This is a genomic window from Halorussus pelagicus (genome assembly GCF_004087835.1).
Lineage (GTDB): Archaea > Halobacteriota > Halobacteria > Halobacteriales > Haladaptataceae > Halorussus > Halorussus pelagicus.
Window position 1 is genome coordinate 1428555 of sequence record NZ_CP035119.1, and the last position, 20970, is coordinate 1449524.

Here is a 20970-nt window from a genome sequence, read left to right on the forward strand (position 1 = left end):
AGCGTAACCGACTGGCGGTGAGCCAATCTACTCGGTTGTAGGCACTTGTTGGCGCAAAAAGGGTTCGTTTCCGAGTGCGGTCCACCGTTTCCACGCGCGTCGTCACGACCGCTCGCCGGTCAGGGCGTCAAGCGCCCGACCGACGCCCACGAGATACTGTTCCCGTCCGCCAGCGCGAACACCATCCGCTTTCGGACTCCGTGGGCGAGTCGCACGTCGAGCGCGAGGTCCCGCGGCGAGAAGACGTGGTCTGCCGGAAGCACTCGGACCAGACATTCTGAGTGGCCCAAGTCGTCCACCGACTCCACGTCGGCGTACGTTCGGAAATCCGACCCGAACTTGAACCCGGTCTTGGGGACGATTCCACGCTCGCGGAGCGCCCGATACACCCGGAGTCGGCGGTCGAACCGCTCGCCCTCGGCGTCGCGGCCCTGCGCTCGCAGGAGTTCGCCGTCACCGCCGCGCGTCTCCTCGCCGCCTGTCTCTTGGTCGCGCGCCGCGCCGAGCGAGAGGACGCCCTCGTCGGCGAGATAGGCCGCCTCGACCAGCGACAACTGGAGGACACCCGGCCTGTTTTCGTTTCCGTCGCGGTCGTCCAGCGGTTGCCCGTAGAACCCTCGCTGGTGAAGCACCTCCGGCGGGTCCCAGACCAGCACGCGGTCGCCGAGCAGGTCCGCGGGCACGCTCGCGGGGAGGTCGGTCGCCGAACTCCCTCGGAGGTCCGCCCGGTCGGTTTCGAGGTAGGTAATCTCGCTCTCCTCGTCCACGACCGCCAACACCACGTCGCCCAACTGGTCGGCGGGCACGTCCGCGCGCTCGCCGACGACGCGGACGCGGTAGAGAACGGCGTCGTCCCACGGTCCCTTGCCGCGGGGGTAGACCACGAAGTCGGTGTTCGACCGGGGTGACTCGACCCATCCCTCGCGGGCGGGCGAGAGGTAGAACCCCCGGTCGCGCAGATTGGCGTAGACCAGAAACCGCGTCGCTATCTCGTCGCCCGCGTTGGCGAGAAACTCCCGAAAGCCCATGCCATCCACGGCGTCGATGTCGCCCTTGAACAGCAGATAGGCCGCTTCGACGCGCGAGAGTGCGATCCGGTTCTCCGCCAAGGGGCGACCGTACCCGCTGGAGTCGTAGTAGCGCTGGCGGGCGTCGCCGCCGACCACCACCTCGTCGTCTCGCAGGCGTCCATCCATGCTCGTCGTTCCGGTTCGGGGCGTCAAACGGTTTCCGGTGTCTCGGCGCACTCGGAGTCGAGACAGCGCGGGTCGGTCGCCCGCGCCGACGAGTCGGCGCGGGCCGCGTCGTCCGTGCAGGAGGAGTCGGCGCGCCGGACCTGCGGAAGTCCACACTCGCAGGTCCCGACTACCTCTCGGTCAGGGAGTGCGAACGTCGTCTCGCAGTCGGGGTACCCCTCACAGCGGAAAAAGAGGGTGCGTTCGCGCAGGACCCGCAGGTCGCTTTCGCAGTCTGGACACGACCACTCGCGGTCGAAGCGCTCGCGGATCGCCTCGTCCAGTTGTTCGCAGTCGCGGTCCACGCAAACTTCGAATCGCGCGCCGCGCTCGACCGCCATCCGGGGCAGTCCGCAGTCGCAAGTCGAGTCGAGCATCGCGGCGTCCCGCGGCAGGCCGTACTCGGCCGGGCAGTCGAGGCAGATGACTGCTCCACGAGCGCGGACCAGCGTCCCGTCGCAGTCCGGGCAGGTGCCCACCTCGGTTCCCGCCGCGGTCGCGCCGTGACTCGCGCGGTCGGCGTCGTCACGGCTCTCGACCCGCAGGCGCTCGCCGTCCTTGACCGCGACCAGGGCGAATCCGCCGTCGCCGTCGGTCTCGCGGTGGACCGCGTTCGCGCGGGTCAGCCACTCGACGGGTTGGTACCCCTCGGCGTCGTGGACGAGAACGGTGTCGTCGGGCTTGTGAACGACGACGACTCGGCCGCGTTGGCGGCGCGAATCGCCGTCGGCGCTGTACGAAGTCGCGCAGTCTCCGGCGTAGACGTGGACGGGTTCGGTCACGGGCAGGGTTCGTCCCGTTTTCGGACTTAAACTCTCGGTCGTCGTCTCACCGTTTCCGACGGTTGTCTCTCCGTCGCCCTCGGCCGCGGTCTCGCCGTCTTCGGTCGCGGTCGTCCGACTACCCTGCGGTTCCGCCCTCGGGCACGACGAGGACCTGAATCGACTCGGAGACGCTCGGGTACTCGTAGCCGTCGTCTACCTCCCCGATAGGTCGAACCGGCGCGTCCTCCTCGGGACCGGTGTCCGGTCCGGACTGGCGCGGGGCCTGATTCGGCCCGCTTCCCGGTTCCTCGTTCTGCTCAGTGCCAGCGTCCCAGAGTCCGACCTGCGCGGTCACGCCGCCAGCGACCGGTTCGCCCTCCCGGAAGAGTTCGATTCCCGAAGGTCCCGGCGCGAAGAACAGGTCGTTCGACGGCACGAACATCGTGGCGAACGAGAGGCGGTCGCCCGGCGCGGCCTCGACTTCGAAGCCGTAGCCCGCGCCCGGACCGATGGGACCGGGGTCGCCGCCAGCGACCGGCGCGTCGAACGTACCGCTGGCGAAGACGCCGTTCGCGCCTGCAATCTCCTCGCCGAGTCCCGAGGGGTCGCCGTCCTCGGCGAGCGCCTCCAGTCCCGCGCTGGCGGACTCGCGCGGCGCGAACAGTTGCACGTCCGGCGAGTGGACCGTGTACGCGCCGGGCGAGAGGATGACCGGTCCCGACTCGCCTCCTTCGGGCGTCAGCGCGTCGGGTTCCGAGACGTTCAGGACGCGGACCTGAAACCGCACGGTCTCGACGCGTTCGGTCGTCGTCTGCTCGCCTTCGGTGGTCTCTTCGCCTGCGGTCGTCTGTCCGTCCTCGGTCGTAGTCTCCTGCGCGCCGACGACGCCTGCGGTCGCCAGCACACCCGCGACGCCTGTGAGAACCGTCCGCCGAGTCGCGCTCGTTCCGCGAGTTGTCCCAGTCTTACGAGTCGTCGGTGTCGAGTCGTCAGTCATGTCTCGGCCGAGAGTCGGCGACCGTCCGAATAAACCGCGCCAGTCGTTCACGTTCGCAGGCCCTCCTTCCGCCTCGGCAACGAAGATTACTGTCGAGAAACGACCGCTCACGCCGGAAAACGCTCGATTGATACTCCGCTCTCACCACCGGAGCAACTATTTTTCCGGCGGTCGTCGCTTCGCCCGTGCAACCGACGGCTGTGCTGTTCGACATGGACGGCGTCATCGTGAACTCCGAACGCTACTGGGTCGAGACCGAGCACGAGGAAATTCTCCCCGCGGCGGTGGACGGGTCGCCCGACACCACCGAGACGACCGGGATGAACTTCCGGGAAATCTACGACTACCTCGAAGCGCGCCACGAGATGACCGAGAGCAAAGACGAGTTTGTCGCCCGCTACGAGACGGCCGCCCGCGACATCTACGGCGAGAAGGTCGAGTTGCAGGCGGGGTTCCGCGACCTCGTGGCCGCCCTCCGCGAGGACGGCCGGACCGTCGCGCTGGTCTCGTCGTCGCCTCACGACTGGATAGACCGGATGCTCGACCGGTTCGACCTCCGCGAGGAGTTCGACCAAATTATTAGCGCCGAAGAAATCGACGGCAAGAGCAAGCCCGAACCCGATGTGTACGAGTACGCCGCCGAGCAGGTCGGCGTCGCGTCCGAGGAGTGTATCGCGGTCGAGGATTCGGAGAACGGGGTCGAGTCTGCGAAGCGCGCCGGGATGCAGGTCGTGGGGTACCGCAACCAGTCCGACGAGGAGTTGGACCTATCGGCGGCCAACGACGTGGCGGCGTCGCCCGAGGAGCTGTGGGGAATTTTGTGCGATGAGTAAAGTATTATATTTTAAGTTGTACTGAAATTTAGTATGAATGTGGGTTCACTGCGTGCCGAAGGGTGGCAAGACGCTATTGCGTTTCTCTTGATGACCGTAGTGACGTTGTTCTTTTGGTATATAAATGACATGCATTTTGACTGGCTGGTATTCCTCACTGGCATTGGTGCAGGTGTAATAGCGTATTTTGCTTATGCTTTTGCAGAAGGCCGTCCTCTGGCCGGTTTTCCGATTGCGATGGTATTTGTCTTCACCATGATTACGGCGGTTATGGTAAAAACGTTAGTTGTTGGGGCCGTCGCTGCATTAATAGTTGTAACTACATTTAAAATATATAAAACATATTTCTAGTATGGGGTGCGACACTACTGTCCGTGAAGAAAAACATTCTTGTTAAGGCATCTGATATATTATTAATAATATTAATAAAAATTAGCAAATTTTTCTAAAACAACTTTTAACCACACCTATAAAATATTATAAATTATATTGTTGTTCTCGTGGTGTGGGCCAAAGATTCGTTCTCGACCATCCCGCTCGTTCCAATAGAGAAACGCCTTTGGAACCCGGTCCCTGTGAGTCGTACGATGGAAGTCGCCGAGGCAGTCCCCGACCCCGAGTTCGCCGAGGTGTTCCCGTTCGAGGAGTTCAACGACATGCAGCGAGAGGTGGTCGATGCCCTCCTCGAAACCGACGAGAACGTGGTGGCGAGCGCGCCGACCGCCAGCGGGAAGACCGCACTGGCGGAACTCGCCATCTGTCGGACCCTCGAAGACGGGGGCACTGCCCTCTTCATCGCGCCGATGCGCGCGCTGACCAACGAGAAAGAGAGCGAGTGGGAGCGCTTCGAGGAGTTGGGCTACTCCGTCTACGTCGTCACGGGCGAGCGCGACCTCAACCCCCGGCGGGCCGAGCGCGCCGACATCCTCGTGATGACCCCCGAGAAGACCGACTCGGCGACCCGGAAACACGACTCGCGGCGCTACGCCTTCATCCGGCAGGTGGACTGTTGCGTCATCGACGAGGTCCACCTGCTCGATTCGGAAAAGCGCGGGAGCGTCCTCGAAGTCACGGTGTCTCGGCTCCGGCGACTCACCGACCCGCGCGTCGTCGCGCTCTCGGCGACGATGCCCAACGTCGGCGACGTGGCCGAGTGGCTCGACGCGCCGCCTGAGACGACCTTTGAGTTCGGCGACGACTACCGGCCGGTGGACCTCAACTCCGGGGTGAAGACCTACACTCACGGCGACAACTCCTTCGCGGACAAGTACCGGCGGCTCTACCGCGCGCTGGACCTCGCGGAACCGCACATCCGCGACGACGGGCAGGCGCTCGTTTTCGTCTCCTCCCGGCAGGACACCGTGCAGGCCGCCAAGAAGGCCCGCGACGAAATCGGCGAGCGCGACGTTCCGATGGGCGCGCGCGGCGACTACGACTTCCACAACGAGGCCGACGACCTCCAGAACGACACGCTCCGGAAGTCGGTGCTGGACGGCGTGGCCTTCCACCACGCTGGCCTCTCGAAGGGGGACAAAGACAAGGTAGAGGAGTGGTTCAAGCAGGGCAAGATTCAGCTTCTGTTCTCGACCTCGACGCTCGCGTGGGGCGTCAACCTCCCCGCCAGATGCGTCGTCCTGCGGGACACGAAGATTCACGACCCCCTCGAAGGCGAAGTGGATATGAGTCCCCTCGACATCCTCCAGATGCTCGGGCGGGCGGGCCGTCCCGAGTACGACGACGTGGGTTACGGATGGGTCGTCTGCGACCACTCGGAGGCCGACAAGTACCGGAGACTACTCCGTGAGGGCAAGGAAATCGAGTCCCAACTCGCCGCGGACCTCGACGCTCACCTCAACGCCGAGATAGCGATGGGCACCATCCGGGACCTCGGCGACGTGATGGACTGGCTCGAAACCACTTTCTACTACGTCCGGGCCAACTCCAACCCCGACGCCTACGGACTCGACGACTTGGAGGCGGACCTCCGGAGTCGCGTCCGCGAGGCGCTCGACCGACTCGACGGGCGCGGATTCGTAGACATCGGCGACGACCTCGGCGTCTCGGCGACGCCGCTGGGACGACTCGCCTCGAAGTTCTACCTCCGACTCGATACCGCGGGCGAGTTCCACGACCTCGTCGAGCGCGAGGAGGTCGGGACCGACGATATCCTCCGGACCGTCGCGGACGCCGCGGAGTTCGACAGCGTGAGCGCCCGCCAGTCCGAGCGCGAGGCGGTCGATTCTGTCCTCGTAGGGCAGAACGCGGGCGAGTTGGACTCCGGCGCGCGCAAGATTCTCGCCATCCTGCGCTCGACGATGACGGGGACGACCCCCGGCGAACTCCGGAGCGACGCGTGGGTCATCACCCAGAACGCGCTCCGCCTGTTCGCGGCGCTCCGGGCGTTCCTCGAACGCTTCGACCGGCCGCGCGCCGCCAACCTCGCGCGCCGCGTCGAGGCCCGCATCGAACACGGCGTCAGTTCTGACGCGGTCGGCCTGACCGCCCTCGATGGCGTCGGGTCGGGGCGTGCGAGCAAACTGGCCAAAGAAGGCATCGCCACGCCAGCGGACGTGCGCGAGGCCGGTGAGGACGGACTCGTGGACGCTGGCCTCTCGGCGGGCGTCGCCGAGGCGGTCCTCGAAAGCGCCGGGGACCTCCCGCAGATATCGGTCGCGTGGGGGTCGTTCCCCGACTCGATTCCGACCGGCGAGAACGACATGCGCGAGGTGACGGTTCGGAACGCTGGCGACGGGACGCAGGTCGGGATTCGCGTGACGGTCAACGGCGTCGAGATGACCGAGACGACGACCTACCTCGACGGGTCGGCGACCGTTCCGGTCGGCGTCTTCGGCGGGACCGACGACGAGATGGAGTACGTCGTGAGAGTCTCATTTCCGGACCTGCCGCTCCTGCCCGTCACCGACTCGCGGACCGTGCGGGTAGAGTGAGAGAGGGAGAAGACGCTCAGTCGGCGGTCGCAGTCGCTTTCTCCGCGGCGCGTTCGAGCATCCCGTTGTTCGTCGTGTAGTAGTAGTAACACCCCGCACCGACCGCGCCGACGACGTTCGAAATCGTGACGCCCCAGAACACCGCGTAGACGCCGAAGTCGAACCAGAACGCGCCGACAGCGGCGATGGGAAGCCGGACAGCCCAGTATTTCAGCAGGCCCACAACCATGCTGACTTTGGTCCGGCGAGCACCGTTGAATCCGGCGTTGAAGGCGAACGTCACGCCGATGGCCCAGTAGCCGAGAACGAGGATTTTGAGGTACTCGACGGTCATCGAGAGCGCTTCCGGACTCATGTCCACGACGAAGAAGTTGACCAGCGGTTCGGGCGCGACCCACTGGACGACGCCAGCGAGCGTGAGTCCGACCGCGGCGATTGTCGCGCTGACCCACGTCGTTCGCCGGGCGCGAGCGGGGTTGTCTGCGCCGAGGTTCTGGCCGATGATGCTCTGGGCCGCGCCTGAGAGGCCCTGTGCCGGGATGAATGCCACGCTGGCGATTCGCGCGCCGACGGTGTAGGCCGCGAGACCCGCCGCGCCGCCGACCGTCGAGACGAGCGCGATGAGGAGGACGCGGACGAGCTGGCTCACCGCACGTTGGGTGCCGGTCGGCACGCCGATTTCGAGGATTTCGCGGTACTCCTCGATGTCGAAACTGATCGACCTGTTCGTGAACGTGAGTCCGTCACGGCCGCGCAGAATCATCCCGAGCGCGAGCAGGAGACCGGCGGCGTAGCCGATGCCGGTCGCCAGCGCCGCGCCCTGAACGCCCATCTCGGCGAACGGACCCCACCCGAGGATGAGAACTGGGTCGAGACCGATGTTGACGCCGACGGCGGTGAGGTTGATGTAAAGCGCGGCCCGCGAGTCGCCCCATCCGATGAACGAGTATTCGAGCGCGTCGCTCGTCATCGCAAACGGGAACCCGAACATGTAGGTCGAGAGGTACGTAGCGGCGAGCGTCGTCACGCCGCCCTCGTTCACCAACAGTTCGACGACGGTCCCTGCGCTGGCGAAGACGACGATGGCACACGCGATGCCCCCGAAGAGCGCGAGCGTCGCGCCGTGGAACGCCGCCCGGCGTCCTCCCGACGCGTCGTCGCCGCCCACGCGCTGAGAGACGACGACCTGTGTCCCCGTGTTCACGACGACGGCCAGACTGAAGATGAGTCCGATAGTGGGGAAGTTCACGCCGACGGCGGCGACTGCGTTCTCTCCGAGTCGCCCGACCCAGAACGTGTCGATGACCTGTTGGGCAACCTGCACGAGGTTCTGGAGGACTAGCGGAGCTGCAAGGAGCAGTAGAGAGCGGACGAGCGAGCCGTCAGTGATTTCTTCCCGCGATACGTTTACCATCGTTTTCTACTTGTTATCAGTAATTAAATCTCGCACTCGATGATAAATTTTCCGAAGTGTTGGCGGACTGTGATTCGAATAGCTATGTCAACTCGAAGAACGTTGAAAAACGTTCTGTCCGGGGAGAATATATAGCTACTCCTCCACGGTCCGAACGAACTATGCTCGGAGCAGAACGTCGCGCAGTCGCTACTCGCGCGCCCGACCTCGCAAGTCTCACGCCCGGCCGGACCGGCAACCTGAGCGTCCGGCGCGACGATAATTTCGCTGTCACGCCGACGGGGGTCGCCTACGACCGCATCGCCGCCGCCGACGTGCCGGTGGTCTCGCTGGAGGGTGAACAGGTCGCGGGCGACAGCGCACCGTCGAGCGAGACGCCGATGCACAGCGCGGTTTACCGGGAGTTCGACGCTGGTGCAATCGTCCACACCCACTCGCCGTGGGCCTCGACGCTGGCGATTCTCCACGAACCGATTCCGCCGGTCCACTACATGCTCGCGCTCGCCGGGACCACGGTTCCGGTCGCGGACTACGCCACCTACGGCACGGCCGAACTCGCCGCAAACGCCGTCGAAGCGATGGAGACCGCTGACGCCGAGGCGTGCCTGCTGGCCAATCACGGCCTGCTCGCCACCGGCGAAGACGCCGATTCCGCGCTCGAAACCGCCATCAACGTCGAATACACCGCTCGCATCTACTGTCAGGCGAAGGCCTTTGGCGACCCCGTGGAACTGAGCCACGAGGAGATGGCCGCCGTCGCCGAGAAGTTCGAGGGGTACGGACAGGACGAGGAGTAGCGGTTTTGGGTCGCTCGAAGTTACGAAACATTTCGCTCCTCTTCGCTTTCCCGCCCTGTTTCGCTCGGTGGATTATTCGATTTGGCGCATGCTGGCGTCTGCGCGAACGGTACGCGGCGCGGAGCGCCGCGACAAGCGAGCGGTGGAACCGCGAGCAGACGTGAGCGCATGGCTCGGAAGACGCAGGTTGTCTTCCGGTAGATGACCGAACGAAGTGAGGGAAGCGGTTGGGGAGGCGTGAGGCTGCTGCCGTGCTGTGCAGTCGTGCTAGGCGTCGGCAGTAGCTAGCTTCGACTCGACTTACCACTCCACCCGCCGAGCCGACGAAACTCACGAAGTCGATGAAACGACACGAAGACGAACACGGCAAAGAATCAGGATTCGGTGTTCGTGTTGTCGGTGTCCGACTCGGAGTAGTCGGCGGACTCGGTCCGGGTCGTCGCGTCGCGCTTGCGGCGCGCGCGAGCGGCCCGCCGACTCGCGCGTCCCATCTTGTAGGCGGTGTAGAACAGGTAGATACCCGCAACGCCGACGAGGGCGTAGATGAGGTACTCGACGGTCTCGGCCGGACCGGGCTGGAAAATCGGCTCCAGCGCGAGGCTGACGATGTTGACGGCGTCGCCGGTCAGCCCCGTCACGCCGAGGATGCCCCACGTTATCGCACCGACGGCGACGAGCAGGATGGCAAGCCAGTCGAACACGTTGGTCTTCATAAATTGATGTAGGGATTTGATGTGCTTTGTTATTTTGGCCTTATTAGTCTCGGTGGCGCGTCGTACTCTGGTTCCGGTTCGTCTCGCTCGGTTTCGACGCCGGGGTTTCCGTTTCGACTTCGAGGGTCAGTGTGAGCAGGGATGTCTGCCCTTCGACCGCAAAACCGACCGAACGCCCACCTCGCCCGCGAATACCCTACCCTTTTCACCACCCGCGACCAACACCCGACCAATGAGTCGCCGCCGGAAACCTGACTGGCTCAAGATGCAACCGCCATCCGGCCAAGAGTTCACGGGCATCAAGCAGACGTTGCGCGACCACGACCTTCACACGGTTTGCGAGGAGGCCAATTGCCCGAACCTCGGCGAGTGTTGGAGCGGGAAAAACTCCGAGTCCGGAGGCACCGCGACGTTCATGCTGATGGGCGACCAGTGTACCCGCAACTGCGGGTTCTGCGACGTGGACACCGGCGGCGGTCAACCCTTGGACCCCGACGAACCCGCGAACGTGGCGAGCGCCGTCGCCGAAATCGGTCTCGACTACGTGGTCCTCACGTCGGTGGACCGCGACGACTTGGAGGGACAGGGCGCGGCCCACTTCGCCCAGACCATCCGGGAAATCAAAGAGCGCGACCCCTCGATTCTCGTGGAAGTCCTCATCCCCGACTTCCGGGGCGAAGAGGACCTCATTCAAAAGATTATCGACGCCGAACCGGACGTTATCGCGCACAACGTCGAGACGGTCGAGCGCCTTCAGCAACCCGTCAGGGACCCCCGCGCGGGGTACGAACAGAGCCTGAGCGTCCTCGAACAGGTCGAGCGCGAGTCCGACATCTACACGAAGACCTCCATCATGCTCGGCGTCGGCGAGTACGACCACGAGGTCTACCAGACCCTCTCGGACTTGCGAGAGACCGACGTGGACGTGGTGACGCTCGGCCAGTACCTCCAACCGTCGCGCACCCACCTCGACGTGGAGACGTACGTCCACCCGGCGAAGTTCGAGACGTGGCGTCGGGTCGCCGAGGAGGAACTGGACTTCCTCTACTGCGCCAGCGGTCCGATGGTCCGGTCGTCGTACAAGGCGGGCGAACTGTTCGTTGACGCCGTGTTACGCGACGGCAAGACCGTCGAGCAGGCGCGGCGGGAAGCCCGAAGGGCTTCCGTTTGAGCGAACGGCGAAGCCGTGAGCCGCGATGCTCGCAGGGCCTCGGTGTGAGCGAGCGGCGAAATCGCGCGCTGCGAGGCTCACGACGGCGTCGCGGCGTCGGTGTGCATCGTCGTATATTTTGCCGCAATAATTGCCGTTCGTCCACCAGACTTCCCGTATACACCAACTCCGCCAGACGAACGTCTATCTTTCTGAAGAAAAGTTTAGAAAGCGCCGATTTCTTCGGGGGAAAATGTCTGTTCGCGTGAGGAACCCCCGTGATAATCGTACCTCCGGAAAGTTAGTTACGAAAACCCTATTACGCCAGCGGGAGACCGTTTCGATATGTCAGGATGGGTTCGACCGTGAGCATCGTACACCAAGACCCGCAGGACCGCGTTCAGGTCCTCGACGAGGACGGTAACGTGGTAGAAGGCGCGGACGTGCCCGACATCTCCGACGAGGAGATGGTGGCCATGTACCGCGAGATGAAACTGACCCGCCACTTCGACGAGCGAGCGGTCTCGCTCAACCGACAGGGACGGATGGGGACGTACCCGCCGCTCTCGGGCCAAGAGGGTGCCCAAATCGGAAGCGCCCACGCGCTGGCCGACGACGACTGGCTGTTTCCGAGTTATCGGGAACACGGCGCGGCGCTGGTCCGTGGTCTCTCGCTGAAACAGACCCTGCTGTACTGGATGGGCCACGAGCAGGGCAACGCCATCCCCGACGACACCAACATCTTCACCGTCGCGGTGCCCATCGCCACCCAGATTCCCCACGCGACCGGCGCGTCGTGGGCGTCGAAACTCAAAGGCGAGGAGAAGGCCTTCGTTTGTTACTTCGGCGACGGCGCGACCAGTGAGGGCGACTTCCACGAGGGTCTGAACTTCGCGGGCGTCTTCGACACGCCGACGGTCTTCTTCTGCAACAACAACCAGTGGGCGATTTCGGTGCCGCGCGAGCGCCAGACCGCGTCCGCGACCATCGCCCAGAAGGCCCAAGCGTACGGCTTCGAGGGCGTGCAGGTTGACGGGATGGACCCCCTCGCGGTGTACAAGGTGACCAAGGAGGCCGTCGAGAAGGCCAAAGACCCCGGCGAGGACGACCTCCGGCCGACGCTCATCGAGGCGGTGCAGTACCGCTACGGTGCCCACACGACGGCCGACGACCCGTCGGTCTACCGCGAGGACGAGGAAGTCGAGGAGTGGAAACAGAAGGACCCGATTCCGCGGCTGGAGGCGTTCCTCCGAGACCGCGGCGTCTTAGACGACGAGACGGTCGAAGCCATCGAACAGGAAGTCAAAGAGACGGTCGCGGACGCCATCGATGCCGCGGAAGCGGTCGAGCGCCCCGACCCCGACGAAATCTTCGCGCACGTCTACGCCGACATGCCTAAGCACCTCCGCGAACAACGCGACTGGTTCGAGGGCATCCAAGAGCAGTACGGCGACGACGCGCTTCTGGAGGACTAACCAATGAGTCAACAAGAACAACAACAAGAGACTGAGAACCTCACGCTAGTACAGGCGGTTCGAGATGGACTGTACACCGAGATGCAGCAGGACGACGACGTACTGGTCATGGGCGAGGACGTGGGCAAGAACGGCGGCGTGTTCCGCGCCACCGAGGGCCTCTACGACGAGTTCGGCGAGGACCGCGTCATCGACACCCCGCTGGCCGAGTCGGGTATCATCGGTACCGCCGTCGGCATGGCGGCCTACGGCCTGAAGCCGATTCCCGAGATTCAGTTCATGGGGTTCATCTACCCCGGTTTCGACCAAATCGTGAGCCACGCCGCGCGCATACGCACTCGTAGCCGCGGCCGGTTCACCTGTCCGATGGTCATCCGCGCGCCCTACGGCGGCGGCATTCGCGCGCCGGAACACCACTCCGAGTCCACGGAGGCCTTTTTCGCCCACCAGCCCGGACTCAAGGTGGTCGTCCCCAGCACGCCCTACGACACCAAGGGCCTGCTGACCGCGGCCATCCGGGACCCCGACCCGGTGATGTTCCTCGAACCGAAACTCATCTATCGGGCGTTCCGCGGCGACGTGCCGACCGAATCCTACGAGGTGCCTCTCGGCGAGGCCGCCGTCCGCACGGAAGGGTCGGACATCTCCGTGTTTACGTGGGGTGCGATGACCCGACCGACCGTCGAGGCCGCCGAGCAGTTGGAGGGCGAAATCGACGTGGAGGTCGTGGACCTGCGGACCGTCTCGCCGCTCGACGAGGAGACCATCGTCGAGTCGTTCAAGAAGACGGGCCGCGCGGCGGTCGTCCACGAAGCGCCCAAGAGCGGCGGTCTCGGCGGGGAAATCTCCTCCATCATTCAGGAGGAGGCCCTGCTCTATCAGGAGGCCCCGGTCGAGCGTATTACCGGCTTCGACACGCCGTTCCCGCTGTACGCGCTCGAAGACTACTACCTGCCGGAACCGGCCCGCATCAAGGAAGGCATCCGGGACGCCGTGGGATTCTAACATGGTACGAGAATTCAAACTGCCCGACGTCGGCGAGGGCGTCGCCGAGGGCGAAATTGTCAGTTGGCTGGTCGAGGAGGGCGACGAGGTCACCGAGGACAAAGCGGTCGCCGAAGTCGAGACCGACAAGGCCATCGTGGAAGTCCCGTCGCCAGTCGATGGCACGGTACGGGAAATCATCCCCGAGGAAGGCGAAGTCGTGGAAGTCGGGTCGGTCATCATCACCTTCGACGTGGAGGGCGAACCCGTCGAAGAGGGCCAGACGGAGGGCGAAGCCGAGCGCGCCGCGGAGTCCGAAGCGTCCGGCGAGGCCGAGCAGGCGACGGCGCAGGGCGAGGCGACCGAGGAGACGGTCTCCGAGGAAGTCTCGACTGGCGAGGGCCGCGTGTTCGCCGCCCCGAGCGCGCGCCGCGTCGCCCGCGAACTCGGCGTCGATATCGCCGCCGTCGAGGGAACCGGCCCGAGCGGTCGCGTGACCGAGCAGGACGTGCGCCAAGCCGCCGAATCGTCCGGCGCGGACGAGACGAACGCGGGCGACGCGCCCGCCGATTCCGACGATGTGGCCGACCCCCTCGGCGACTCCGACGATACGGCGACGGGCGGCGGCACGAGCGGTCCGTCACCCGCCTCCATGGAGTCCGCCGACCGCGACCGGACGCTGGCCGCGCCTGCGACCCGGCGCATCGCCGACGAGCAGGGCGTGGACCTGAATGCGGTCCCGGCGAGCGAACAGCGCGACGGCGAGGCGTTCGTCACCAGCGAGGCCGTGATGCAGTACGCCGAGACCCAACAGCAGGCCCAGCAGTCCCAAGCCGCGACGGCCGCCGCGACGACCGAGGGCGAGCGCGTCGAGCGCATCCAGTACAAGGGCGTCCGCAAGACCATCGGCGACGCGATGTCCGAGTCGAAGTACACCGCGCCCCACGTCACCCACCACGACACCGCCGTGGTCGAGGACCTCGTGAACACCCGCGAACGGCTCAAGCCGGAGGCCGAAGACCGAGGCATCCGACTAACCTACATGCCGTTCGTCATGAAGGCCGTGGTCGCCTCGCTCAAGCAACACCCCAAGCTGAACGCCGAGTTGGACGAGGAGGCCGGTGAAATCCTCCGGAAGAACTACTACAACGTCGGCATAGCGACCGCGACCGACGCCGGACTGATGGTGCCCGTCGTGGACGACGTTGACTCGAAGGGCCTGCTCCAGATTTCCAGCGAGGTCAACGAAGTGGTCCAGAAGGCCCGCGACCGCTCCATCTCGCGGGACGAGTTGCAAGGCTCGACGTTCAGCGTCACCAACTTCGGCGCTATCGGCGGCGAGTACGCCACGCCCATCCTCAACTACCCCGAGGTGGGCATTCTCGGTATCGGCGAACTGAAACAGCGCCCGGTCGTCGAAGACGGCGAGGTCGTGGCTAAACACACCCTGCCGATTTCGCTGTCCATCGACCACCGCATCGTGGACGGTGCCGACGCCGCGGCGTTCGCCAACACGTTCATCGACTACGTCGAGAACCCCGAACTGCTCCTGTTGGAGTAGCACTCTTCGCGCTCCGATTCGTTCCTTTTTCGCCCGGACAGATTCGGACCGTCAGCGACTGTTCGGAGAGTAGCGATGGTCTCGGTCGTCCGTCGGCGTCAGTCACTTCGGTCGTCCGGGGGCGACGAGTCTCCCGCACCCGCGGTACGTAACTCCGCGAACGCTCGTCGCATGGTTCGCCGACTGACGAGGGTGAACCCGCCAGCGACAGCGACGAAGCCGACGACGGTCGTGGTCCCGACGGTCTGGCCGAGCAACAGCACCGAGACGAGCGTCGCCGCGACCGGTTCCAGATACGCCACGAGCGTCGTCTCTGTCGCGCCGACCCGGCGCACGAGCCGAAAGTACAGCAGGTAGCCGCCCGCCCCGGCGACCAGCGTGACGTACACCAGCGCCCACACCGCGACTGGAGAGAGCGACCGGAGCGGCGGCATCGATTCGCCCCGAAGGACGGTCCCGAAAAACAGCAGTGTCGCCCCGAGGAGCATCGCCCACCCCTGTAGGGCCTCCGTCGGCAGGTTCTCGTCGAACAACTGGACCGCGACCGACCCGACCGCGAACAGCGTCGTTCCGAGGAACACGAGTCCGACTCCGGTCGCCGTCGCCGAGAACGTCGCCGCTCCGACCGTGGGCTGTGAGAGGACGACGACTCCGGCGAGTCCGAGACAGAACCCGGCCACGTCCACGAACCCGCGAGATTCCCCGAGCATCGGCACGGCGACGAGCGCCGCCACGACCGGCGACATCGTCGTCACGACCGACGCGACTGCTCCGGAGACGTACTGCGTTCCCAGATACAGCCCCGCCTGATACCCGCCGAACATAAACCCGCCGACGACGGCGATACCGGCGAGTTCGCGCCGAGTTCGGGGCAGGAACCGATCCGACTTGAACGTCGCGTACGCGAGGACGATACAACCCGAAACGGCGTAGCGGATTCCGGCGGCGGCCAGTGGCGGAAGTTGTGCGACGACGACCTCGATAGCCGGGAAGCCCGCTCCCCAGAGGAGACCGAGACCGACGATAGCAAGCCCTGCGGGAACATGGAGTCGAGTTCGGAGTTTCTCGAACATCGCGTGTCGTGCGTCGGTTCTCTCCCGATTGCCAATAATCGGACTCTCCCGGCAACCACTCGATTGGAATTCGAAGTTTACGAAGTAACTTCGAAATAGAACTGCTTTGGCGACTCTAATTCGAAGTTATTACAGGAATATGGAGTTACCACGAGCCATGGACGAGAAAGACGTTCGGATACTGAAATCGCTGGCCGACCTCGAAACGACGAGTACCGAGTCGGTCAGCGAGGCGACCGGTATCCCTCTCTCGACGGTCCACTACCGCATCAACAACCTGCGCGAGGCGGGCGTTATCGACAACGAACGACTCGACATCGACCTCGACGAGTTCGGTCTCGGCGTGACGATTCTGGTGGAGGTCTTCACGAAGGACGACCAGTATCACACCGAGAGCGGTCGCACGATTGCCGAGGTCGAGGGCGTGACGAAGGTCTTTTTTACGATGGGCGGAACCGACTTCATCGCACTCGCACGACTCCCCGACAGCGACAGCGTCGAACGACTCGTCTCGGACTTCGAGGAACTCGACGCCGTCGCTCGGACCGACTCCACGTTCGTCATCGAGCGCGAACTCGACAGTCATCACCCGCTTCAGAGCTACTCCGAAGAGACGCTGGTCGAGACGTTCGCCGAGTAGTCTCCTCGTTCCACGCAGAAACCCATATATAGCGTCTCCCGTACTGCCAAATATGGCCGAAGTCACCCTGCGCGATGTCGAGGCCGCGCGCGAGCGGTTCGACGAGTCCGTCGTTCAGCAGACCGAAATCGACCGGAGTCGGTCGCTGAGCGAGATGACCGGCGCGGCGGTCCACCTGAAGATGGAACATCTCCAGCGCACCGGGTCGTTCAAGACGCGGGGCGCGTACAACAAGCTCCAACAGGTCGCCGAGCGGGGCGGTATCGAGCGCGTCGTCGCCGCGAGCGCGGGCAACCACGCCCAGGGCGTCGCGCTGGCGGCGACCAAGACCGGCATCGACTCGACCATCGTGATGCCCGAGAACGCACCCCAAGCGAAGGTCGAGGCGACGCGGAGCTACGGCGCGGAGGTGGAGTTGCGCGGCGAGGACTTCCAAGCCGCGATGGCGTACGCCCAGTCGCTGACCGAGGCCGAGGACACCGAGTTCGTCCACGCCTACGACGACCCGGCCATCGTCGCGGGGCAGGGCACCATCGGTCTCGAAATCCACGAGCAGTTGCCCGACGCCGACACCGTGGTCGTTCCCATCGGTGGCGGCGGATTGATCGGCGGTGCCAGCGCGGCACTCTCGGAACTCGACCCCGAGGTCCGCGTCGTCGGCGTGCAGGCCGAGGAGGCCGCGACGGTGCCCGAGAGCCTCGACAAGGGGATTCCGGCGTCCATCGACTCGCCCAAGACCATCGCCGACGGCATCGCCACGGGCGGCATCTCGGAGTTGACGCTCGGTCTGATGCAAGAGTACGTAGACGAGATAGTCACCGTCTCGGACGACGAAATCGCCCGCGCGGAACTGATTTTGCTCGAACGCGCCAAGCAGTTGGTCGAGGCGGCGGGGGCGTCCTCGGTCGCCGCGGTCCTCTCCGACGATTTGGACGTGACGGGCGAGACGGTCGTCCCCGTCCTTTCGGGGGGCAACATCGACATCTCGATGCTCCAGACGGTTCTCACGCAGGCGCTCACCGAGCGCAGTCAATTGCTCCGTCTCCGTGCCCGCATCGAGGACGAACCCGGCGAGATGACCCACCTCTCGGGCATCATCGCCGACACCGGCGCGAACATCCGGACGGTCCGCCACGACCGCGCGGTTGACGACCTGCGCGTCGGCGAGGCGTACCTCGTCTTTCAGGTGGTCACGAACGGGAGCGGCCACGCCGAGAAGATTATCGAGAAGGTCCGAGACTCGGGGTACGAGGTCGAACGGGTGGCGTGAGGCGTACGCTTCGGCCACAAGTTAATAAATGAAGCCGCCACAGTTTCAGGTGGACAGATGGCTTCGAACCGCAAGAGCGCCGATACCGGCGAAACGAACGACCTCGCCGAGACCATCGGTCTCTACGCCCTCGGCAAAATCAGCCTCGGCAAAGCCGCCGAACGTGCAGACGTGTCTCGGTGGGAGATGCAGGAGACGCTTCGGGAGGCGGGCGTCGAGTTGCGCCTCGGTCCACAGAGCGAAGCGGAGTTGGAAGACGATGTGGTGGTTGCTCTCCAGGTTTAAGATTTCATCTCTCGAAAACCCTCCTCATAGATGCTCTTACCTTTCTAAACTGACTACCTGCGCCTTTTCCAATCCAAAACAAGCTTTCTTCTATGATGTCGTAGAGTAAACTATTTAGATTCAAAAAGCCGATAACGAGTGGAACAACTGGAATCCAAACGAGAAATAAATTCCCTACTAGGGTTACAGAATTCATATCTGCTGTGAAGGGTACACCGAACTGCTGAATCGGAGCCGAAAGTACGAATGAAATACTCCCTAGAAGAATATCAGCTGGCAGCCGCCGCAGTAATTCCGCGATGGATTCGGAGTTCCATTGTAACCAGCGAACGTGAAAGATATCGATTGAGACCATCAGTACGAGCGCCAAACCAAATGCCCGTATAAAATTACGAAACTTCTTCTGGATTGGTTCCTGTGCTTCTCTCCAAGCGACTGGCAACTCTTTATCGGGTAGTTGATGGACAGGATACGGAGGTATGAGATAACCCTGAGCGAACTGGAAATATTCTCGAGTTACTAGCAGTATTCGTGCACCTATTGCAATATAAAAAGACACTCGGACTGGTATTTGGAAATAAAAGAAAGTGAACACGTAGGGGTTCACTGTTTGAGAATGACCATCACCAGGATTAAGATACCAAATGTACGCGAACTGGGGTACTCTTACAAATATCCACCAGACGAAAACCACTACCAAAGCAAATGCAAGTCCACGAGACAGGACTACTGCTCCCTTTTGGAGAGCAGTTCGTGAATAAATCATGATTGCTCTATCCAACCAGAAAAATATAAGCTATTCCTAATCTGTTGCCGTATGCTACTTACCCATCCCTATCGAGTGATACGTTACCGCGCCAACCTCGCCGCAAAATCCACCTGATTTTTCACCACCAAGCGCGAGGCTTCGAACATATGGTCGTCGGAGACATCTCGACGGGAACAGACGTGTTGGTAATCGGCGCGGGACCGGGCGGCTACGTCGCCGCGATTCGCGCGGGCCAGTTGGACCTCGACGTGACGCTCGTGGAGAAAGACGCCTACGGCGGGACCTGCCTGAACTACGGGTGTATCCCCTCGAAGGCGATGATTACGGCCTCGGACCTCGCTCACGAGGCGGGCAACGCCGAGGAGATGGGTATCTACGCCGATCCCGAGGTGGAGATGGACGAGATGGTCGGCTGGAAGAACGGCGTCGTGGACCAACTCACCGGCGGCGTCGAGAAACTGGCCAAGGCCAACGGCGTCGAACTGATGGAGGGTCGCGCGGAGTTCGCCAGCGAGGACAAGGCCCGAATCGTCCACAGCGGCGGCGGACAGGGTTCCGAGACCGTCGATTTCGAACACGCCATCGTTTCGACTGGAAGCCGCCCTATCGAGGTGCCCGGATTCGACTTCGGCGACGACCCGGTATTGGACTCCCGGCAGGCGCTCGCGCTGGAGGACGTGCCCGAGAGCCTCGTCATCGTCGGCGCGGGCTACATCGGCATGGAACTCGCGGGCGTCTTCGCCAAGTTGGGCACCGACGTGACCGTCGTGGAGATGCTCGACTCGGTGCTGCCGGGCTACGAGGACGACCTCGCGCGCCCAGTCAAGAAGCGCGCCGAGGAACTCGGCATCGACTTCTACTTCGGCGAGGCCGCCAGCGGGTGGGAGGAGTCGGGCGACGGCATCACGGTCACGACCGAAAACGAGGACGGCGAAATCTCGGAGTTCGGCGCGGAGAAGGTGCTGGTCGCGGTCGGCCGCTCGCCGGTTACGGACACCCTCGAACTCGACAATGCGGGCGTCGAGACCGACGAAGACGGCTTTATCCCGACCGACGACCGCGCGCGGACGAACGTTGACCACATTCACGCCATCGGCGACGTGGCGGGCGAACCCATGCTCGCGCACGTCGCCAGCAAGGAGGGACAGGTCGCCGCGGAGGTCATCGCGGGCGAACCCTCGGCGCTGGACTATCAGGCGGTCCCCGCCGCGGTGTTCACCGACCCCGAAATCGGCACGGTCGGCATGACCGAGACCGAAGCCGAGGAGCAGGGCTTCGAGCCGGTCGTCGGTAAGTTCCCGTTCAACGCCTCGGGCCGCGCGCTCACGACGGGCCACGCAGACGGCTTCGTGCGCATCGTCGCCGACGAACCGAGCGGATTCCTGCTCGGTGCCCAAATCGTGGGACCGGAGGCCTCGGAACTGATAGCGGAGATGGGGCTTGCCATCGAGATGGGCGCGACGCTGGAAGACGTGGCTGCGACGATTCACACCCACCCGACGCTTAGCGAGGCCGTAATGGAGGCCGCCGAGAACGCGCTCGGGCACGCCATTCACACGCTGAACCGCTGAACTTCCCTAGGTAACGCTTCCCATCAGTTCCTCACTCTCCGTGTTTCGCCGAGACGGTAGAAAGATTCGACAGCGTCACTTCCCGAGGTAGGCGTCCTGGACCCTTTCGCTACGAGGGGTTCGTTCGCCGATTCCTCGTAGCGGTTCTCGCCCACGTCGAGGACATAGCCTCGTTCGGCGATGTGGAGTCCGGCCTTAACGTTCTGCTCGACCATCAACACCACAGTCCCGTCTTGGCGCACCGCGTTGACGAGTTCGACGGCGCGGTCGCCAGCGGCGCGTTCCCCGACTCCGAGGCTACCGAGTCGATGGACGACGGGGAGGATGTGGGTACTGGGGCGGTAGCGGTGTTGATTGACTCAAGGATCGGAGCGGTCGCGGGTACTGTTACGGATGCAGTTGTGACAACAGCTCTCACTGCTGAAGCGCTAGCGGTAGCCCCGACACATCCCGGTCGCGTTTTATATATGTATGCCTACTTACTTGTAGGA

Annotated in this window: 20 protein-coding genes; 12 read left to right on the forward strand and 8 right to left on the reverse strand. The window is 63.8% G+C overall.

The features are described from left to right. Window positions 1-119 precede the first annotated feature (119 nt). The 3 genes from endA to EP007_RS07205 form a co-directional block, all read right to left on the reverse strand. Window positions 120-1196 carry a tRNA-intron lyase gene (gene endA, locus EP007_RS07195; RefSeq protein WP_128477006.1) on the reverse strand — a complete coding sequence of 359 codons (1077 nt, stop codon included), beginning with the start codon at window positions 1194-1196 and terminating at the stop codon, window positions 120-122. A gap of 23 nt (window positions 1197-1219) precedes the next feature. Beyond that, the gene (locus tag EP007_RS07200; protein ID WP_128477007.1) at window positions 1220-2017 is read right to left on the reverse strand and encodes an endonuclease NucS domain-containing protein; all 798 of its coding nucleotides are present in this window, start codon (window positions 2015-2017) and stop codon (window positions 1220-1222) included. Between the two features lie 118 nt (window positions 2018-2135). Further along, window positions 2136-2996, reverse strand: coding sequence for a spondin domain-containing protein (locus EP007_RS07205; protein WP_128477008.1), 861 nt, complete (start codon window positions 2994-2996; stop codon window positions 2136-2138). A 185-nt stretch (window positions 2997-3181) separates the two neighbouring features. Here EP007_RS07205 and EP007_RS07210 point away from each other — a divergent pair, with 185 nt between their 5' ends. From EP007_RS07210 to EP007_RS07220, 3 genes are all read left to right on the forward strand, one after another. Then, window positions 3182-3829, forward strand: a complete 648-nt coding sequence (locus EP007_RS07210; RefSeq protein ID WP_243700462.1) for an HAD family hydrolase — start codon at window positions 3182-3184, stop codon at window positions 3827-3829. A 33-nt stretch (window positions 3830-3862) separates the two neighbouring features. Next, window positions 3863-4180, forward strand: coding sequence for a hypothetical protein (locus tag EP007_RS07215; RefSeq protein ID WP_128477009.1), 318 nt, complete (start codon window positions 3863-3865; stop codon window positions 4178-4180). A 236-nt stretch (window positions 4181-4416) separates the two neighbouring features. Further along, a complete protein-coding gene (locus EP007_RS07220; RefSeq protein WP_128477010.1) occupies window positions 4417-6777 on the forward strand; it encodes a DEAD/DEAH box helicase in 2361 nt (786 codons plus the stop codon). A 16-nt stretch (window positions 6778-6793) separates the two neighbouring features. On the opposite strand, the gene EP007_RS07225 is transcribed toward EP007_RS07220, so the two are convergent. Further along, on the reverse strand, window positions 6794-8191 hold the full coding sequence (locus EP007_RS07225) for an MATE family efflux transporter (protein ID WP_128477011.1): 1398 nt from the start codon (window positions 8189-8191) through the stop codon (window positions 6794-6796). A gap of 161 nt (window positions 8192-8352) precedes the next feature. Here EP007_RS07225 and EP007_RS07230 point away from each other — a divergent pair, with 161 nt between their 5' ends. After that, entirely contained in the window at window positions 8353-8988 is a 636-nt protein-coding gene (locus EP007_RS07230) for a class II aldolase/adducin family protein (RefSeq protein ID WP_128477012.1), read from the forward strand. A gap of 374 nt (window positions 8989-9362) precedes the next feature. Here EP007_RS07230 and EP007_RS07235 read toward each other — a convergent pair whose 3' ends face one another. After that, a complete protein-coding gene (locus tag EP007_RS07235) occupies window positions 9363-9701 on the reverse strand; it encodes a DUF378 domain-containing protein (RefSeq protein ID WP_128477013.1) in 339 nt (112 codons plus the stop codon). A gap of 232 nt (window positions 9702-9933) precedes the next feature. On the opposite strand from EP007_RS07235, the gene lipA reads away from it, so the two are divergent. From lipA to EP007_RS07255, 4 genes are all read left to right on the forward strand, one after another. Continuing rightward, a complete protein-coding gene (lipA, locus tag EP007_RS07240) occupies window positions 9934-10872 on the forward strand; it encodes a lipoyl synthase (protein ID WP_128477014.1) in 939 nt (312 codons plus the stop codon). A 332-nt stretch (window positions 10873-11204) separates the two neighbouring features. Beyond that, complete coding sequence (gene pdhA, locus EP007_RS07245) at window positions 11205-12326, forward strand: pyruvate dehydrogenase (acetyl-transferring) E1 component subunit alpha (protein ID WP_208023574.1); 1122 nt, start codon at window positions 11205-11207, stop codon at window positions 12324-12326. Between the two features lie 3 nt (window positions 12327-12329). Continuing rightward, window positions 12330-13331 carry an alpha-ketoacid dehydrogenase subunit beta gene (locus tag EP007_RS07250; RefSeq protein WP_128477016.1) on the forward strand — a complete coding sequence of 334 codons (1002 nt, stop codon included), beginning with the start codon at window positions 12330-12332 and terminating at the stop codon, window positions 13329-13331. 1 nt (window position 13332) lies between these two features. Continuing rightward, a complete protein-coding gene (locus EP007_RS07255) occupies window positions 13333-14871 on the forward strand; it encodes a dihydrolipoamide acetyltransferase family protein (protein ID WP_128477017.1) in 1539 nt (512 codons plus the stop codon). Window positions 14872-14969: 98 nt separating this feature from the next. On the opposite strand, the gene EP007_RS07260 is transcribed toward EP007_RS07255, so the two are convergent. Beyond that, window positions 14970-15944 carry a DMT family transporter gene (locus EP007_RS07260; protein WP_128477018.1) on the reverse strand — a complete coding sequence of 325 codons (975 nt, stop codon included), beginning with the start codon at window positions 15942-15944 and terminating at the stop codon, window positions 14970-14972. Between the two features lie 157 nt (window positions 15945-16101). Between EP007_RS07260 and EP007_RS07265 the strand changes: the two genes are divergently transcribed. Genes EP007_RS07265 through EP007_RS07275 form a run of 3 tightly spaced genes read left to right on the forward strand, consistent with a single transcriptional unit; the run spans window position 16102 to window position 18139 of the window. Continuing rightward, complete coding sequence (locus EP007_RS07265; RefSeq protein WP_128477019.1) at window positions 16102-16584, forward strand: Lrp/AsnC family transcriptional regulator; 483 nt, start codon at window positions 16102-16104, stop codon at window positions 16582-16584. A gap of 52 nt (window positions 16585-16636) precedes the next feature. Further along, window positions 16637-17854, forward strand: a complete 1218-nt coding sequence (gene ilvA / locus EP007_RS07270; RefSeq protein ID WP_128477020.1) for a threonine ammonia-lyase — start codon at window positions 16637-16639, stop codon at window positions 17852-17854. Between the two features lie 57 nt (window positions 17855-17911). Further along, complete coding sequence (locus tag EP007_RS07275) at window positions 17912-18139, forward strand: UPF0175 family protein (protein WP_128477021.1); 228 nt, start codon at window positions 17912-17914, stop codon at window positions 18137-18139. 4 nt (window positions 18140-18143) lie between these two features. Here the strand turns inward: EP007_RS07275 and EP007_RS07280 are convergent, their stop codons facing one another. Then, window positions 18144-18905 carry a hypothetical protein gene (locus tag EP007_RS07280; RefSeq protein ID WP_128477022.1) on the reverse strand — a complete coding sequence of 254 codons (762 nt, stop codon included), beginning with the start codon at window positions 18903-18905 and terminating at the stop codon, window positions 18144-18146. A 149-nt stretch (window positions 18906-19054) separates the two neighbouring features. On the opposite strand from EP007_RS07280, the gene lpdA reads away from it, so the two are divergent. Continuing rightward, window positions 19055-20479, forward strand: a complete 1425-nt coding sequence (gene lpdA, locus EP007_RS07285) for a dihydrolipoyl dehydrogenase (RefSeq protein ID WP_128477023.1) — start codon at window positions 19055-19057, stop codon at window positions 20477-20479. A 23-nt stretch (window positions 20480-20502) separates the two neighbouring features. Here the strand turns inward: lpdA and EP007_RS17765 are convergent, their stop codons facing one another. After that, window positions 20503-20694, reverse strand: a complete 192-nt coding sequence (locus EP007_RS17765) for a hypothetical protein (RefSeq protein WP_208023576.1) — start codon at window positions 20692-20694, stop codon at window positions 20503-20505. Between the last annotated feature and the right edge of the window lie 276 nt (window positions 20695-20970).

What these genes read in the sequence shown, in the direction of transcription:
- endA (WP_128477006.1), bottom strand. Translation starts at nt 1,196, where the DNA reads ATGGATGGACGCCTGCGAGACGACGAGGTGGTGGTCGGCGGCGACGCC.
- EP007_RS07205 (WP_128477008.1), bottom strand. Translation starts at nt 2,996, where the DNA reads ATGACTGACGACTCGACACCGACGACTCGTAAGACTGGGACAACTCGC.
- EP007_RS07215 (WP_128477009.1), top strand. Translation starts at nt 3,863, where the DNA reads ATGAATGTGGGTTCACTGCGTGCCGAAGGGTGGCAAGACGCTATTGCG.
- EP007_RS07220 (WP_128477010.1), top strand. Translation starts at nt 4,417, where the DNA reads ATGGAAGTCGCCGAGGCAGTCCCCGACCCCGAGTTCGCCGAGGTGTTC.
- EP007_RS07225 (WP_128477011.1), bottom strand. Translation starts at nt 8,191, where the DNA reads ATGGTAAACGTATCGCGGGAAGAAATCACTGACGGCTCGCTCGTCCGC.
- EP007_RS07230 (WP_128477012.1), top strand. Translation starts at nt 8,353, where the DNA reads ATGCTCGGAGCAGAACGTCGCGCAGTCGCTACTCGCGCGCCCGACCTC.
- EP007_RS07235 (WP_128477013.1), bottom strand. Translation starts at nt 9,701, where the DNA reads ATGAAGACCAACGTGTTCGACTGGCTTGCCATCCTGCTCGTCGCCGTC.
- lipA (WP_128477014.1), top strand. Translation starts at nt 9,934, where the DNA reads ATGAGTCGCCGCCGGAAACCTGACTGGCTCAAGATGCAACCGCCATCC.
- pdhA (WP_208023574.1), top strand. Translation starts at nt 11,205, where the DNA reads ATGGGTTCGACCGTGAGCATCGTACACCAAGACCCGCAGGACCGCGTT.
- EP007_RS07250 (WP_128477016.1), top strand. Translation starts at nt 12,330, where the DNA reads ATGAGTCAACAAGAACAACAACAAGAGACTGAGAACCTCACGCTAGTA.
- EP007_RS07255 (WP_128477017.1), top strand. Translation starts at nt 13,333, where the DNA reads ATGGTACGAGAATTCAAACTGCCCGACGTCGGCGAGGGCGTCGCCGAG.
- EP007_RS07260 (WP_128477018.1), bottom strand. Translation starts at nt 15,944, where the DNA reads ATGTTCGAGAAACTCCGAACTCGACTCCATGTTCCCGCAGGGCTTGCT.
- EP007_RS07265 (WP_128477019.1), top strand. Translation starts at nt 16,102, where the DNA reads ATGGACGAGAAAGACGTTCGGATACTGAAATCGCTGGCCGACCTCGAA.
- ilvA (WP_128477020.1), top strand. Translation starts at nt 16,637, where the DNA reads ATGGCCGAAGTCACCCTGCGCGATGTCGAGGCCGCGCGCGAGCGGTTC.
- EP007_RS07275 (WP_128477021.1), top strand. Translation starts at nt 17,912, where the DNA reads ATGGCTTCGAACCGCAAGAGCGCCGATACCGGCGAAACGAACGACCTC.
- EP007_RS07280 (WP_128477022.1), bottom strand. Translation starts at nt 18,905, where the DNA reads ATGATTTATTCACGAACTGCTCTCCAAAAGGGAGCAGTAGTCCTGTCT.
- lpdA (WP_128477023.1), top strand. Translation starts at nt 19,055, where the DNA reads ATGGTCGTCGGAGACATCTCGACGGGAACAGACGTGTTGGTAATCGGC.
- EP007_RS17765 (WP_208023576.1), bottom strand. Translation starts at nt 20,694, where the DNA reads ATGGTCGAGCAGAACGTTAAGGCCGGACTCCACATCGCCGAACGAGGC.